Origin of the sequence: Sulfitobacter geojensis (assembly GCF_000622325.1) — a bacterium.
GTDB lineage: Bacteria > Pseudomonadota > Alphaproteobacteria > Rhodobacterales > Rhodobacteraceae > Sulfitobacter > Sulfitobacter geojensis.
The window spans coordinates 2,711,821-2,724,971 of the sequence record NZ_JASE01000005.1; the positions used below are offsets into that span (position 1 = coordinate 2,711,821).

At 60.5% G+C, this 13,151-nt stretch carries 14 protein-coding genes; 2 read left to right on the forward strand and 12 right to left on the reverse strand.

What is annotated here, in order from left to right; all coding sequences use genetic code 11:
* Window positions 1-57: 57 nt before the first annotated feature.
* From ftsA to Z947_RS0115310, 11 genes are all read right to left on the reverse strand, one after another.
* A complete protein-coding gene (ftsA, locus tag Z947_RS0115260) occupies window positions 58-1,392 on the reverse strand; it encodes a cell division protein FtsA (protein WP_025045155.1) in 1,335 nt (444 codons plus the stop codon).
* 40 nt (window positions 1,393-1,432) lie between these two features.
* Complete coding sequence (locus tag Z947_RS0115265) at window positions 1,433-2,302, reverse strand: cell division protein FtsQ/DivIB (protein WP_025045156.1); 870 nt, start codon at window positions 2,300-2,302, stop codon at window positions 1,433-1,435.
* Window positions 2,290-3,171 (reverse strand): D-alanine--D-alanine ligase, encoded by an 882-nt coding sequence (locus tag Z947_RS0115270; protein ID WP_025045157.1) that lies wholly within the window; start codon window positions 3,169-3,171, stop codon window positions 2,290-2,292. Before Z947_RS0115270 ends, Z947_RS0115265 begins: the two co-directional genes overlap by 13 nt.
* Window positions 3,172-3,281: 110 nt before the next feature.
* A complete protein-coding gene (gene murB, locus Z947_RS0115275) occupies window positions 3,282-4,235 on the reverse strand; it encodes a UDP-N-acetylmuramate dehydrogenase (protein ID WP_025045158.1) in 954 nt (317 codons plus the stop codon).
* A 3-nt stretch (window positions 4,236-4,238) separates the two neighbouring features.
* Window positions 4,239-4,526: a hypothetical protein gene (locus tag Z947_RS0115280; RefSeq protein ID WP_025045159.1), complete on the reverse strand. Its 288-nt coding sequence runs from the start codon at window positions 4,524-4,526 to the stop codon at window positions 4,239-4,241.
* Window positions 4,523-4,789: a DUF2484 family protein gene (locus Z947_RS0115285; RefSeq protein ID WP_025045160.1), complete on the reverse strand. Its 267-nt coding sequence runs from the start codon at window positions 4,787-4,789 to the stop codon at window positions 4,523-4,525. Before Z947_RS0115285 ends, Z947_RS0115280 begins: the two co-directional genes overlap by 4 nt.
* Window positions 4,786-5,037, reverse strand: coding sequence for a DUF2484 family protein (locus Z947_RS0115290; protein ID WP_025045161.1), 252 nt, complete (start codon window positions 5,035-5,037; stop codon window positions 4,786-4,788). Before Z947_RS0115290 ends, Z947_RS0115285 begins: the two co-directional genes overlap by 4 nt.
* Window positions 5,038-5,062: 25 nt before the next feature.
* A complete protein-coding gene (gene murC, locus Z947_RS0115295) occupies window positions 5,063-6,484 on the reverse strand; it encodes a UDP-N-acetylmuramate--L-alanine ligase (RefSeq protein ID WP_025045162.1) in 1,422 nt (473 codons plus the stop codon).
* Window positions 6,481-7,581, reverse strand: coding sequence for a UDP-N-acetylglucosamine--N-acetylmuramyl-(pentapeptide) pyrophosphoryl-undecaprenol N-acetylglucosamine transferase (locus Z947_RS0115300; RefSeq protein ID WP_025045163.1), 1,101 nt, complete (start codon window positions 7,579-7,581; stop codon window positions 6,481-6,483). The genes murC and Z947_RS0115300 overlap by 4 nt, the downstream gene beginning before the upstream one ends.
* The gene (gene ftsW, locus Z947_RS0115305) at window positions 7,578-8,747 is read right to left on the reverse strand and encodes a putative lipid II flippase FtsW (protein ID WP_025045164.1); all 1,170 of its coding nucleotides are present in this window, start codon (window positions 8,745-8,747) and stop codon (window positions 7,578-7,580) included. Before ftsW ends, Z947_RS0115300 begins: the two co-directional genes overlap by 4 nt.
* A gap of 145 nt (window positions 8,748-8,892) precedes the next feature.
* Entirely contained in the window at window positions 8,893-9,420 is a 528-nt protein-coding gene (locus tag Z947_RS0115310) for a redoxin domain-containing protein (RefSeq protein ID WP_025045165.1), read from the reverse strand.
* Between the two features lie 115 nt (window positions 9,421-9,535).
* Between Z947_RS0115310 and Z947_RS0115315 the strand changes: the two genes are divergently transcribed.
* On the forward strand, window positions 9,536-10,714 hold the full coding sequence (locus tag Z947_RS0115315) for a BaiN/RdsA family NAD(P)/FAD-dependent oxidoreductase (protein WP_025045166.1): 1,179 nt from the start codon (window positions 9,536-9,538) through the stop codon (window positions 10,712-10,714).
* Here the strand turns inward: Z947_RS0115315 and murD are convergent.
* Window positions 10,701-12,101, reverse strand: coding sequence for a UDP-N-acetylmuramoyl-L-alanine--D-glutamate ligase (gene murD, locus Z947_RS0115320; RefSeq protein WP_025045167.1), 1,401 nt, complete (start codon window positions 12,099-12,101; stop codon window positions 10,701-10,703). The two genes, Z947_RS0115315 and murD, sit on opposite strands and share 14 nt — an antisense overlap.
* A 73-nt stretch (window positions 12,102-12,174) precedes the next feature.
* Between murD and Z947_RS0115325 the strand changes: the two genes are divergently transcribed.
* Complete coding sequence (locus tag Z947_RS0115325; RefSeq protein WP_081781219.1) at window positions 12,175-13,086, forward strand: glutaminase; 912 nt, start codon at window positions 12,175-12,177, stop codon at window positions 13,084-13,086.
* The last annotated feature ends 65 nt before the right edge of the window (window positions 13,087-13,151 follow it).

Genomic DNA, 13,151 nt, shown 5'->3' on the forward strand with positions numbered 1-13,151 from the left:
CGCCCCAAGCCCGCCCCCGTGTTTCACGGGGGGCGGGCACTGCCGGGCTCTGACCGATTACCAGTTGTCCTTGAACCACTTCACGGCGCGCTTCAGCGAGCGTGACGGGTATTTGTCCGCCGGAATGTCAAAGTCCCACCATTCATCCTGCGGATGTGCGGCAAACAGCGACAACCCGACTGCCGAGGCAAAGCTTGGCCCCGTTGCGGCCTGCGGCAACCCATGAACGCGCAGCGGACGGCCCAGACGCACCTGCTGGCCCAAAATCTTGCTCGCCAACCCGTCAAGTCCGGGGATCTGGCTGCCACCGCCGGTCAGCACGATTTGCTGGCTGGGCAAATGGTCGAAACCCGCGGCATCCAGACGCACGCGCACCTCTTCGAGGATCTCCTCGACGCGGGGGCGCATAATGCCGATCAGCTCGGCGCGCGACGCCGTGCGGCGGTCGTGCTCATAATCGCCTGTATCTCCACCGATCTCGATCATTTCACGGTCGTCCATGCCGGTGGCATGCACCCCGCCATAGAACGTCTTGATCCGTTCGGCATTCGCTGTCGGCACTTGCAAGCCCAGCGAAATGTCCTGTGTCACGTGATCCCCGCCCATGCGGACCGTATCGGCGTAAATCATATGCTTCTTGATAAAGATCGACACCCCGGTCGACCCGCCACCCATATCGATACAGGCGGCACCCAACTCTTGCTCGTCCTCGACCAGCGACGAAATGCCGGAGGCATAGGAAGACGACGCGATGCCCGCCAGCTCCAGATCACAGCGTTTGATGCAATGCGCCAGATGCTGGACCGCCGCGGCGTCGACCGTCAGCATATGCATATCCACCGACAGCATCTGCCCCAGCTGACCGCGCGGATCGCTCAACCCCGACCGGTGATCCAGCGCAAAGTTTACCGGTTGGGCGTGCAGCACCTCGCGCCCCTCGCCGTATTCAGGCACATCACATTCGGCCAGAACGCGGGCAACATCGTCTTCGGTAACGGTTTCGCCGTCCAGATCAATCTGCGCGTCCAACCCGTAGCTGCGCGGCTCTGCCCCCGAGAAACAGGCAATCACATGATCCACACGGATGCCTGCCATCTTTTGCGCCGCCTGCAAGGCGGTACGGATCGCGCGTTCGGTTTCATTCATCGCCTCGATCTCGCCGAACTTGACGCCGCGCGAACGTGTCGTCGCCGCCCCGATCACCCGAAACCCGGATTGGCCCGCCAAAGACCCGATGGTGCCTTCGTCGCTCAGCGTATCGCCACCGTCAAAGCGCAACACCAGGCAGGCAATCTTGGAACTGCCCACGTCCAGAATAGCCACAACACCACGCTGCATGGCAATCTTGCGCATGTGGCGCATGGATCGCTGGCTTTCGTATAGATCGTTCATCATCACACTGCCTTCACTGCCCCGGTTCTTTCACGAACCGCTATTTTGTTTTGGCCTGCCACCAGGCCTCGTTTGCATCCGGGTTCATCCTTATCGTCGGACGCTGCCTCTGCCGCATATCTACCATCGCCACATCACGCGTCAGCACCTCTTGGGCGCGCTCCAGCGCAATCACCCGCTCAAGCGCGGGCAGTGGATTGACTTCGGGCAGCATAATCCGCTGGTCGCGGTCCAAGACCACATCCCAGCGCCGCTCGCCCATGCGCACCACGCCGCGCACCCGTTCCCCCAGCGCCGATGCCGCACGCAGCAGCGTCAAGGCTTGTGGCACATGCATCTGTGCCCCCTCACCGGCAATCAACGGCAGGGAGGGATGATCCGCGCGGGCGTTCACCGTGCTGACATGCGCGCCCGCTTCATCGACCAATGCCAAACCGTCGTCATTGCGCCAAACAGCAACAGGCACGCGAGGCGTCACGTCGATGTGCAAAATGCCGCCCGGCTTGATACGCACATTGGCCGTGCGCACGCCCGGCAATTCGGTGATCCGGCTGCGCAAGACAGGCAAGTCCAGATCAAACGAACTTTGCGGAAATTCCAGCGGCATGCTGGCGCGGATTTCTGCGGCCAAAGCGCCTTCGGCCCCGTCAATCGCCATCAGCTTGACCATGAATTCGGGGCGCTCTTCGATACTTGCGCGGGCATCCGCAACGGCTTGGGCAATCGCCCCGCGTCGCCCCTCATCCGCCAGATAGATCGTCCCCGCCATCAAGGTCAGGCAAAACGGCACACCGGCGCGCAACGCCAGCCGGAAACCCGGCGTCAACATCAAGCGCTGCATCCGCCACGCCCACCGTGAGGGGGCGGGATCGGCGCGTTGGGTTTTCTTAACGGTGTTCAGCGGCCACATGACGCGTCCTCCACCATCCATGCACAGAGATCGGGGAAAGAGATTCCAACCGCCTGCCCCTGCTCGGGTGTCAATGAAGTGGCCGTCATGCCGGGTTGGGTGTTTGTCTCAAGCAGGATCAGGCCCGCAGCACCGCGGCTTTCATCCCAGCGAAAATCCGTGCGGCTGATGCCGCGACAGCCCAAAGCATGGTGGGCTTTCAGCGCGTATTCCATACACAGATCGAAAATCTCTTGCGGAATGTCGGCCGGCACAACGTGGCTTGACCCGCCTTCCTTGTATTTTGCGTCATAATCATACCAGCCGGTGGTGATGATATCCGTCACCGTCAACGCGCGGTCGCCCATCACGGTGGTTGTCATCTCGCGGCCGGGTGCAAAGGCTTCCACCATCACTTCGTCGGGCATGTCCGCGTCCAGCTGCGGCGGGCCGTTGGCCGCCTCCTGCACCAGATAGACCCCTACAGAGGATCCTTCGTTGTTGGGTTTCACCACATAGGGCGGTGCCATCACATGCCCTGCCCGCACATCTGCTGCTGCCGCAAGGACGCTTTCGACCACGGGCAACCCATGGGCGCGGAACACATCCTTGCTGCGCTGTTTGTCCATCGCCAGTGCGGACGCCAAAATGCCTGAATGCGTATAGGGAATGCCCAGCCATTCAAGCAGACCCTGCACCGAACCATCCTCGCCCCAACGTCCATGCAGACAGTTCAGGACCGCGTCCGGCTTTATCTCTGTTAAAACGGCACTCAGATCGCGGCCGGCATCGACCTCGATCACGGTATACCCGCCATGTTCCCGCAATGCGGCTGCACAGGCTTTGCCTGAACTCAACGACACCTCGCGCTCTGCCGAGGGGCCACCCATCACTACCGCCACTGTCGGGGTTTGTCTGCTCGACTGACCCACTTTAGCTGCCTTTTACACGGACCTTTTGCGGCCCTTATTCTTTGTATTTGCCGGTTTCCGGCTTGATCTTATGCGTCTGGATCGACCTCTGAAGGGCCCTTAACTTCACCAATTCGCATAATTTCCCATACTAGACTTATCCCGCTGGTATCGTAAACCTTTTTTCGCACCTCCTCGCCGAGGTTTTCAAGGTCTGCGGCAGTGGCTCCGCCCGTGTTTATCAGAAAATTGGAGTGTTTTGGCGACATCTGCGCACCGCCCAGGATTGCCCCGCGCATGCCCGCATCATCAATGACTTTCCACGCCTTGAGATCATGCACATCATCCGCTTTACCGGTCGAGGAAAACCCCGCCGGATTGCGAAAGGTGCTGCCGGCACTGCGGTCTTTGGTCGGTTGGGTTTCGTCGCGCTTGCGCAGCTGTTCTTCCATGCGCGCATGCAACGCCGCGGGATCGCCCCTGGGTGGAGCAAAGGTCGCGGACACGATCACCGCCCCCTCGGCCAAGTCACTCTGACGATAGCGTAAATTCAAATCCTCAGGCGTCAGCGTCACCACTGTGCCATCGCGCAACACCGCCTGCACAGAGACCAGATGATCCGCTGTATAGCTGCCGTAACAGCCCGCGTTCATCCGCACCGCGCCGCCAATACTGCCCGGAATGGTGCGCAAAAACGTCAGATCCAGCCCCGCATCCGCTGCGCGGCGTGCCACATGCGCATCGAGCGCCGCCGCCCCTGCGATCACATGTTCTGCGTCAATTTCGATCCCGTTAAATCCGCGCCCCAACCGCACCACCACAGCGCGCAATCCGCCGTCGCGCACAATCAGGTTGCTGCCCACCCCCATGGGGAAAATTGCCACATTTTCGGGCAAATCGCGCAAGAAGTCGCGCAAGTCCTCCAGATCCGCCGGTTGCAGCAGATAATCCGCCGGACCGCCCACACGTAACCACGTCAAATCGTTCAGATTGCGCTGCGGCGTCAGTTTCCCGCGCGGTGTCGGCAGTTTGGCTTCAGTCATGTTTCAGGATCCCTCAACGCGGCTTTCCATCCATTTGCGACGGATACGGCTTAGGAACAAGCCGATCGCAAAGGCACAAACCGCGTAGATCACTGCCGAGGTTTGCGCAATCAGCACATTCACCTCGAAAACATGCGCGTCCAGTCCGAACACCATCCAGCATAGGTTGGCCCCCAGCCCGATCAGCAGCACTGCCAGAAAGGCTACAAACCGCCGTTTAAAACCGCAAAAACAACAGGCCGCCATCCAGAGCGCAAGCAGCCCGATCAACGTCCCGAGCATGCCGTTCATTCCGCCGGCCCTTTGTAACCGCCCGCCTTGCTGCGCAGCCAGCGGCCGAAATAGATCACCGGCCAGCGCAGGATCGAACAACCCGCGGCCAGCACCAGCAAACCAACCCACGGCCCGTGTTGCACGGTGATAAACCCAAGCAGGGGAATGCCGGCGGCAATCAGGACATAGGCGTTGCGCCAGTGGTTGTCGCGGCTGGGGGTCATCGCCAGCACATTCGCCAGCAGCGCCCAGAAACAGGCAAGGGTCAGCGACAGGGTCATTGCGGCACCTGCGGGTTCTGGCCGCGCAGTTTCGCGACGATAAATTTCAACGGATTGCGGAACATCGACACAAAGGCCGCAATCGCGAGCAGCGCCATAAACCAGCCGACCTGCTGGCCGATGAAAAAGATCAACACCGGCGCCGCAATCAGCAAGGCAATGCCGGGAATATATTGCTGGCGCATCGGCAGCATCGCGACCCCTGCGGACGCAAACACCCATAGGATACAGATTAACATCAATGTCATGGGGCGACCTCTTTCCGGCGCGCCGTCACGCCACCGCCCCTTTCAGGGCCGCAAGCTTTTCAGGCAGTTCGTTGGCCCAGGCGCTGATGGTACCAGCCCCCAGACAGACCACCATATCCCCCGGTCCCGCCTGTTCTTTCACCAGTCGCGCCAGATCGTCCTGATCCTGTACACTGCGCGCATGGCGGTGCCCGTGGCGGATCAAACCCGCCACCAGATCATCGCGCGACGCACCTTCAATCGGGTCTTCCCCAGCCGAAAATACCTCGGCAATGCCCACTACATCCGCATCATTGAAACAGGCACAGAATTCATCGAAATGGTGGTTCAATCGCGAGTAACGGTGCGGCTGATGCACAGCAATAACGCGCCCCTCTGTCGCCTGACGCGCGGCTTTCAACACGGCGGCGATTTCCACCGGATGGTGGCCGTAATCATCAATGATCGTCACCCCGTCAACTTCGCCTACTTTCGTAAAGCGCCGGTTAACGCCGCCAAAGGCAGCCAAGGCTTCGCGGATTTCTTCCAGCTTCATGCCCAGATGGCGCGAAACTGCCACTGCCGCCAAAGCGTTCGACACGTTGTGATCCCCCGGCATCGGCAAGGCACAGCCTTCGATCACCATATCCTCGGCCTGCAAGTGAATATCGAAATGGGCCACGCCGGCCTTGTAGTGCAGATTTTTCGCCCGCACATCAGCCTGCGCGTTGAACCCATAGGTCAGGACCCGGCGATCCGTGATCTTGCCCACCAGTTTTTGCACCTCGTCATGATCGGTGCAGCAGATGGCCAGCCCGTAAAACGGAATGTTGGACACGAAATCAAGAAACCCCTGACGCAGCGTGTCGAAATCACCCCAATGTTCCATGTGTTCGGGGTCGATGTTCGTTACAATCGCAATTGTCGCGGGCAACCGGTTGAAAGTGCCGTCGCTCTCGTCCGCCTCAACCACCATCCATTCGCCCTGCCCCATACGGGCGTTCGACCCATAGGCATGAATGATCCCGCCATTCACAACAGTCGGGTCAATGCCACCCGCCACCAGCAACTCCGCCACCATTGTGGTCGTTGTGGTTTTGCCGTGCGTCCCCGCAATCGCAATGTTGGATTTCAGTCGCATCAACTCGGCCAGCATTTCCGCACGGCGCACAATCGGCAGACCGGCCAGACGCGCAGCGTCCAGTTCCGCATTGCCCGGTTTGATCGCGGATGAGATCACAATAACCTCCGCGCCCTCGATGTTCTCCGCCTTCTGCCCCTCGAAAATCGTCGCCCCCAGACCTTTCAACCGGTCGGTGATCTTGGATGCCTTCAAATCAGAGCCTTGCACGCGATAGCCATGGTTCAACAAAACCTCGGCGATGCCCGACATTCCGATGCCGCCAATGCCCACAAAATGGATCGGTCCCACATCGGTAGGCAATTTGGTTGCGGCAGCTGCGTTCATGTTTTTCTTCCTTGATCTGCGAGGGTCTCAACCAAGGCGGCCAGCGCCTCTGCGGCTTCCGGCTTGCCTACCGACAAGGCTGCGTTTGCCATCTGCAAAGCGATTTGCGGCATGCTGAGAATGGTTTCTATCTGTTCGGTCAGTGTTTCGGGGGTCGCCTCTTGCTCGGTCAGCATCACAGCCGCGCCCGCATCAACCAACCCGCGTCCGTTGGCGGTTTGCTCGTCACGGATCGCTGCGGCCAAGGGCACCAGAACCGAGGGCCGCCCGATCACCGACATATCCGCCACCGTCGACGCACCAGCCCGCGTGATCACCAGCTGCGCTTCCGACATGCGCCGCGGCACATCGTCAAAGAACGGCTGCACATCGGCCGCAATCCCGTTTTCGCGGTAAAACTCGGTCACCCGTTCACCATCTTCATCGCGGGCCTGATGGCTCACGCGGATGTTTTTCAACATGTCCATCGGCAAGGCCGCAATCGCGGGCGGCACCACTTCGCTAAGGATACGTGCCCCCTGTGAACCGCCCATCACCAGCAGCTCCATCGGGTAATCACCGGGCGGAATATACCCCGCACCCGCGCGTTCCAGCACAGAGCTGCGCACGGGATTGCCTACATGCACACCCTCGACACCTTCGGGCAATTCGGTCGGCCATGTGCCGCAGGCCACCGTATCGACCCGCCTGGCAAACAGCTCGTTCACGCGGCCCAAAACGCCGTTTTGTTCATGGATCATCCTTGGCAGGCGCAGCAATGTCGCCGCCCCCAGCGCGGGGATCGACGGGTAGCCACCAAAGCCCACGACAACACTGGGCCGGTCGCGCAGCATCCGCCACGCCGCCCCCAATGTTCCCGCTAAAATGCGGAACGGCACCATCGCTTTGGCCACCACGCCACCGCGCGCAAAAGTGGCTGAACTGACTTGCACGATCTCGACCGCTTCGGGGAAACCGCCCACATAGCGCGCGCCGCGCGCATCCGTGGACAGGCGCACCCGCCAGCCCCGCGCCAACATCACTTCGGCCAATGACTGCGCCGGGAACATATGTCCGCCGGTGCCACCTGCCGCGATGATCAGCAAAGGCGCCTTCATCGCATGCGTCCCCGTCCCAGAATGTCCGAAATCTCGCCCTGTGGGCGCGTGCGGGTAAACGCCAGCAACATGCCGACGGCAATGCCACTCGCAATCACCGATGACCCGCCATAGCTGACAAACGGCAAGGTCATGCCCTTTGCTGGCAACAACCGCACCGCCACGCCCATGTTGATCATCGCCTGAACGCCAAACATACAGGCCAATCCCGTACCCGCCAGCCGGATAAACGGATCACGTTCACGCACCAGCCGCAGCAGGGAGCGCACGACCACACCGGTATAAAGCGCAATGATACACATGACCAAAACCAACCCGTATTCTTCGGCAGCAACCGCGATGATAAAATCCGTATGGGCATCGGGCAGCGACCATTTTACCTCGCCTTCCCCCACGCCCACACCAAACAAGCCGCCCTCGCGGATGGCGTTCGTAGCATAACCCAGCTGCGTTGTGGGATCGACATCAGGGCTTAGAAACCCGTCAATCCGGCGCGCAAAGTGTTCCGAGTTCGCATAGGCCACAGTCCCCGCGATCACAACCATCGCCGCCATGCCGACCAGCAAAATCATCGGTGCACCGGCCACGAAATACATCACACCCCAGCCGAACAACACCAGACAGGCCTGTCCGAAATCCGGCTGCAAGGCCAGCATCAGCACAATCGCGATGCACAGGGCAAAGGACCAGACCTTGCCCGGAGGGCCGTTAATCTCAAGCGAGGCCGCCATCATCCATGCCGCGGCAACCACAAACCCGGGCTTTAAAAACTCGGACGGCTGGAACGACGCAAACCCCAGTGAATACCACCGCGTTGCCCCCTTGCCAAAATCCGTTCCGAAAAACGGCAACAGCGCCAAGGCCACAAAGGCCACCAGAAACCCGATTACCGCCAAACGCCGCACAACCAAGGGCGACATCATCGACGTTAACAACATCGCCAAAATTGCCAGACTGCCAAACACCGCCTGCCGCTGCACGTAATGAAACGGCTGGAACCCGTTGCGCTCGGCCAGCGGCACCGACGCCGCCAATCCCAGCAAAAGCCCGACCGCGAACAGCATCAACACGCAGGACAATGCCCAACGGTCTACGGTTCGCCACCATTTTGGAAGAATGGGTTCACCGTCGATTACACGAACGGTTCCATGCGCCATCGCTGTCATGACTGTCTGCCTTACACTGCCTCATATGCCCCGAAGGACCAGCCCCATTTTTGGGGTCTATCGGATCAGTATAAACAGGTTTGCCCTTACAGGCTAGGGGTTTTCCGCCGCAAACCGATGCTTGCGGCGGAAGCTTCTTTGCGGATCAGGCCGCCTTATGCGTCCCGCGAATGGGATAATCGTTGGCGCGGATGAACTTGATACCGTTTTTGATGCTTTCGGGATCGGGACGCGCAAAGGGCGCATTCGAAATATCCAGAATCTGGATTTCACCCTTGTCGTTGATCACAAACAACCCCGGTTCGGCAAAGGGCCGGTCGGTTTCCTGCGTGCTGCGCGGGTCCGAGACATAAAGCCCCAGCGCCTGCATCTGTGCCACGCTCAGCCCGTAGCCCAATTTCACTGACAGCTCCTTTTCATCCGCCATCGCCTGTGCCTTGTCTTCGGGATCGCCAGAGACCGCGACAACGTCGACGCCCAGTTCGTTGAAATCACTGACCAATCCGTCGAGCGTCGCCAGATAGGTTTTGCAAATCGGGCAATGCAAACCGCGATAAACGACGACCAGTTGCCAATCATGCCCTCCCTCGGGCGTGCCCAAATTTACCGTTCCACCGCCCAGCTTGGCGACCTCTTGCTTGGGGAAAATGCTTCCTGCGGTTAATCCTGTCATGATCCGTTCCTTTCGGTTTGATTGCGTTGGTGTCACAGGTGGCTGCGGCCCCGCTCCCCGGCAACCCCGATCACACCAACTTGACCACCCCGCCGTTGCATGAAAAGCGACAGGCATGGAATTTGATACGGTCATAATCGGCGCAGGGGCCGCAGGCATGATGTGCGCCGCCCATGCAGGCGGGCGCGTGTTGGTCGTGGATCACGCCAAGGCGGCGGGCGAAAAAATCCGCATCTCCGGCGGCGGGCGCTGCAACTTTACCAACATGTACTGCGGTCCTGAAAATTTTCTGTCCGGCAATCCGCATTTCGCGAAATCCGCTCTGGCCCGCTATACCCAATGGGATTTCATCGCCTTGGTCGACGCCCACGGCATCGCATGGCATGAAAAGACGCTGGGCCAATTGTTCTGCGACACCTCCGCAAAAGAGATCGTCGCCATGCTGCGTACCCTGATGGATGACGCAGGCGTCGCGCTGCGCCTGAACACGAGTGTCAGCGGCATTCAGAAGTTAAACAATCACTTCGCCATGACCCTGCAAGATGCTGACAAACAAACAAAAATCAAAGCAACAAACCTGATCATTGCCACCGGCGGCAAATCCATCCCCAAGATGGGGGCCACCGGTTTCGCCTATGATGTTGCGCGTCAGTTCGACATCCCAGTGACCGATACGCGCGCAGGCCTTGTGCCCTTCACCTTCGAGGGCGGGCGTTTCGCCGACATCTCCGGCACCGCCACCCCGTCCAAAGTGACCGCTGGTGGCACAACCTTTGAAGAGGCGCTGTTGTTCACCCATCGCGGCCTTTCCGGCCCCGCAGTGTTGCAAGCGTCCTCCTACTGGCACGAGGGCGAAGCGATCACCCTCAACCTTATCCCCGCCAATGACCTGCTGGAAAAACTGCGCAACCAACGACAGACCTCGGGGCGCAAGAATTTTACCACGGAACTGGCCCACCACCTGCCGTCCCGTTTGGTTGATCACCTTGCGGGCGCATTCGACCTGTCCGGCAATCTTGCCGATTGGTCCGACGCGCGGCTGACCGATCTTACCGACACCCTCGCCGCGTGGCAGATCACCCCCGCCGGCACCGAAGGGTACCGCACCGCCGAAGTCACCCTTGGCGGCATCGACACCAATGCCCTGTCGTCAAAAACCATGATGTCCAAAGATGTGGACGGCCTCTATTTTATCGGTGAAGCCGTCGACGTCACCGGCTGGCTCGGCGGGTTCAACTTTCAATGGGCTTGGTCCTCAGGCATGGCCGCCGCCCGCGCGCTTAGCGCTCAATAACTGCCCGCACCTGCGCGATGAAATCCTCGCCGCGCCGCTCGAAACTGTCGTATTGATCAAAACTCGCCGCCGCGGGTGCCAGCAACACCACGTCGCCTTCCTCAGCCTCCGCTACCGCCCGTGCGACCGCGACCTCCATACTGCCGCAGACCTCCGCCTCGACATTCAGCTGCATCGCAAACCCTGCCGCCTCGCGCCCGATCACATAGGCCTTGCGCACCGATGCGCTGGCCTCTGCCAAGCCTTCCAGCCCGCCTTCCTTCTCAAGCCCGCCACAAATCCAACGGATATTCTTGAACGCCATCAACGCCTTGGCGGCTGAATCCACATTCGTCGCCTTGCTGTCATTCACAAAGCGCACGCCGTTCGCCTCGGCAATGGTCTGACTGCGATGCGGCAAGCCGCCGAAAGAATGAAACGCCAGTTCAATCACCTTGGGGGCCAACCCCAAGGTCCGGCACGCCGCATAGGCCGCGCAGGCGTTCTGATGGTTATGCGCCCCCGGCAGGCCTGCCACATCGCGCAAATCGATCGAGGCCACCTGTTTGCCCTTGCGGTTCTCCGCCAGAAACCCTTTGCGCGCAAACACCTGCCACCCCGGCCCCGTCAATTTGCGTTCTACCGACACGCGGATCACCCGGTCATCCGTCGGCCCCTGTGACAGCTGCCCCGCCAGAAACCGCCCCTCGTCTTCGTCCACACCAATCACCGCGCGGTCCGGCCCGCCTTCGGCAAACAGCCGGCGTTTGGCTGCGAAATACCCGCCCATCCCGTGATGCCGGTCCAGATGATCAGGACTGAGGTTGGTAAACACCGCCACATCCGGCGTCAGGTTGCGCGCCAGATCCGTCTGATAGGACGACAGTTCCAGCACCACGACCTCCCCGTCTACCGCAGGCTCCAGATCCAGCACCCCGCGCCCGATATTGCCTGCCAACTGGCAGGGCCGCTGCACATGTTCAAGAATGTGATGGATCAGCGCCGAAGTCGTCGATTTGCCGTTTGATCCGGTCACCGCCACAACGCGCGGCATGGTCTCGAAATTGTCCCACTCGCGGGTCGCAAAGCTTTGAAAAAACAACCCGATGTCATTGTCCACAGGCACACCGGCCTCCAGCGCAAACGCCACAACCGGATTTGGCGCGGGGTAGAGATGTGGAATACCGGGCGACACGACCAGACGTGCGATCCCTTCAAAAGCCTGCGCCGACTTGAACGGGGTGCACGCCAGCCCCTCGGCCTCCGCCGCGGCGCGGGCTTGCGGGTTGTCGTCCCAACAGACCGGTGTCGCCCCCCCTGCGCGCAGCGCAAGTGCCGCCGACAGGCCCGACCGCCCCAGCCCCAGAACCGCCACACGGCTGCCTGCCAATCCTTGCACTGGAATCATTGTCTTACCCCTGTTAGCCTTATCGCTGCACCATGATGCGATCCTGCATCGTTCACAAGCCGGAGCCTGCATCATCACCGATCTCACAGCCCTATTGCAAAAGCTGAACGCAACCGTGCGCGCCGATGACAACTGGGGCACCCCCGCCAATTACATTCCCGAACTGGCCCGCATCAACCCCGAACAATTTGCCATCACGGTGATCACGGCAGACGGCACCGTGCACAGCGCCGGTGATGCCAATACCCGCTTTTCCGTGCAATCCATCACCAAGGTGTTCACCCTCGCCATCGCTCTTGGCCGCTCGGGAGACCAACTCTGGCACCGCGTAGGCCGAGAACCCTCCGGCAGCGCCTTTAACTCCATCGTCCAGCTGGAACGCGAACAGGGCCGCCCGCGCAATCCCTTCATCAACGCCGGTGCCATTGTCACCACGGACGAAGTGCTTGCCGGTCGGGCGCCCCGCGACGCTTTGGCTGAAATTGTGCAGTTCGTGCGCACGGCCGCCGGCAGCGACGATATCCACATCAACGACGCCGTCGCGGCCTCCGAGACCCAACACGGCCACCGCAATTTCGCGCTAGCGCATTTTCTGGCCTCGTTCGACAACCTCAAAAACCCTCCGGAAATGACCCTTGGGACCTATTTCCACCACTGCGCGCTGGAAATGACCACCAGCCAGCTGGCCCATGCCGGCCGCTTCCTGATGGGGGCACCCGATATGCCCAAATTGATCTCGACCGCCCGTGTACGCCGCCTGAATGCGCTGATGCTGACCTGTGGCCATTATGATGGATCAGGCGATTTCGCCTATCGTGTCGGCATTCCGGGCAAATCCGGCGTCGGCGGCGGCATTCTGGCGATTGTCCCCGGCCAGGCCTCCATCGCCGTCTGGTCCCCTGGCCTCAACCGCTATGGCAACAGCCACAAAGGCACCGAAGCCCTCGCCACCCTTGCCCGCCAAATGAACTGGTCAATTTTCTAAGAACGCGCCGGTCGCAGCCTGCCCGTCTTCGTCTTGCCCTTAAATTCAAAAGCACCCGCGCGAAC

What these genes read in the sequence shown, in the direction of transcription:
- Z947_RS0115310 (WP_025045165.1), bottom strand. Translation starts at nt 9,420, where the DNA reads ATGACAGGATTAACCGCAGGAAGCATTTTCCCCAAGCAAGAGGTCGCC.
- murC (WP_025045162.1), bottom strand. Translation starts at nt 6,484, where the DNA reads ATGAACGCAGCTGCCGCAACCAAATTGCCTACCGATGTGGGACCGATC.
- ftsA (WP_025045155.1), bottom strand. Translation starts at nt 1,392, where the DNA reads ATGAACGATCTATACGAAAGCCAGCGATCCATGCGCCACATGCGCAAG.
- Z947_RS0115285 (WP_025045160.1), bottom strand. Translation starts at nt 4,789, where the DNA reads ATGACCCTGTCGCTGACCCTTGCCTGTTTCTGGGCGCTGCTGGCGAAT.
- Z947_RS0115280 (WP_025045159.1), bottom strand. Translation starts at nt 4,526, where the DNA reads ATGAACGGCATGCTCGGGACGTTGATCGGGCTGCTTGCGCTCTGGATG.
- Z947_RS0115315 (WP_025045166.1), top strand. Translation starts at nt 9,536, where the DNA reads ATGGAATTTGATACGGTCATAATCGGCGCAGGGGCCGCAGGCATGATG.
- Z947_RS0115300 (WP_025045163.1), bottom strand. Translation starts at nt 7,581, where the DNA reads ATGAAGGCGCCTTTGCTGATCATCGCGGCAGGTGGCACCGGCGGACAT.
- Z947_RS0115290 (WP_025045161.1), bottom strand. Translation starts at nt 5,037, where the DNA reads ATGACATTGATGTTAATCTGTATCCTATGGGTGTTTGCGTCCGCAGGG.
- murB (WP_025045158.1), bottom strand. Translation starts at nt 4,235, where the DNA reads ATGACTGAAGCCAAACTGCCGACACCGCGCGGGAAACTGACGCCGCAG.
- murD (WP_025045167.1), bottom strand. Translation starts at nt 12,101, where the DNA reads ATGATTCCAGTGCAAGGATTGGCAGGCAGCCGTGTGGCGGTTCTGGGG.
- Z947_RS0115270 (WP_025045157.1), bottom strand. Translation starts at nt 3,171, where the DNA reads ATGGGTGGCCCCTCGGCAGAGCGCGAGGTGTCGTTGAGTTCAGGCAAA.
- ftsW (WP_025045164.1), bottom strand. Translation starts at nt 8,747, where the DNA reads ATGACAGCGATGGCGCATGGAACCGTTCGTGTAATCGACGGTGAACCC.
- Z947_RS0115265 (WP_025045156.1), bottom strand. Translation starts at nt 2,302, where the DNA reads ATGTGGCCGCTGAACACCGTTAAGAAAACCCAACGCGCCGATCCCGCC.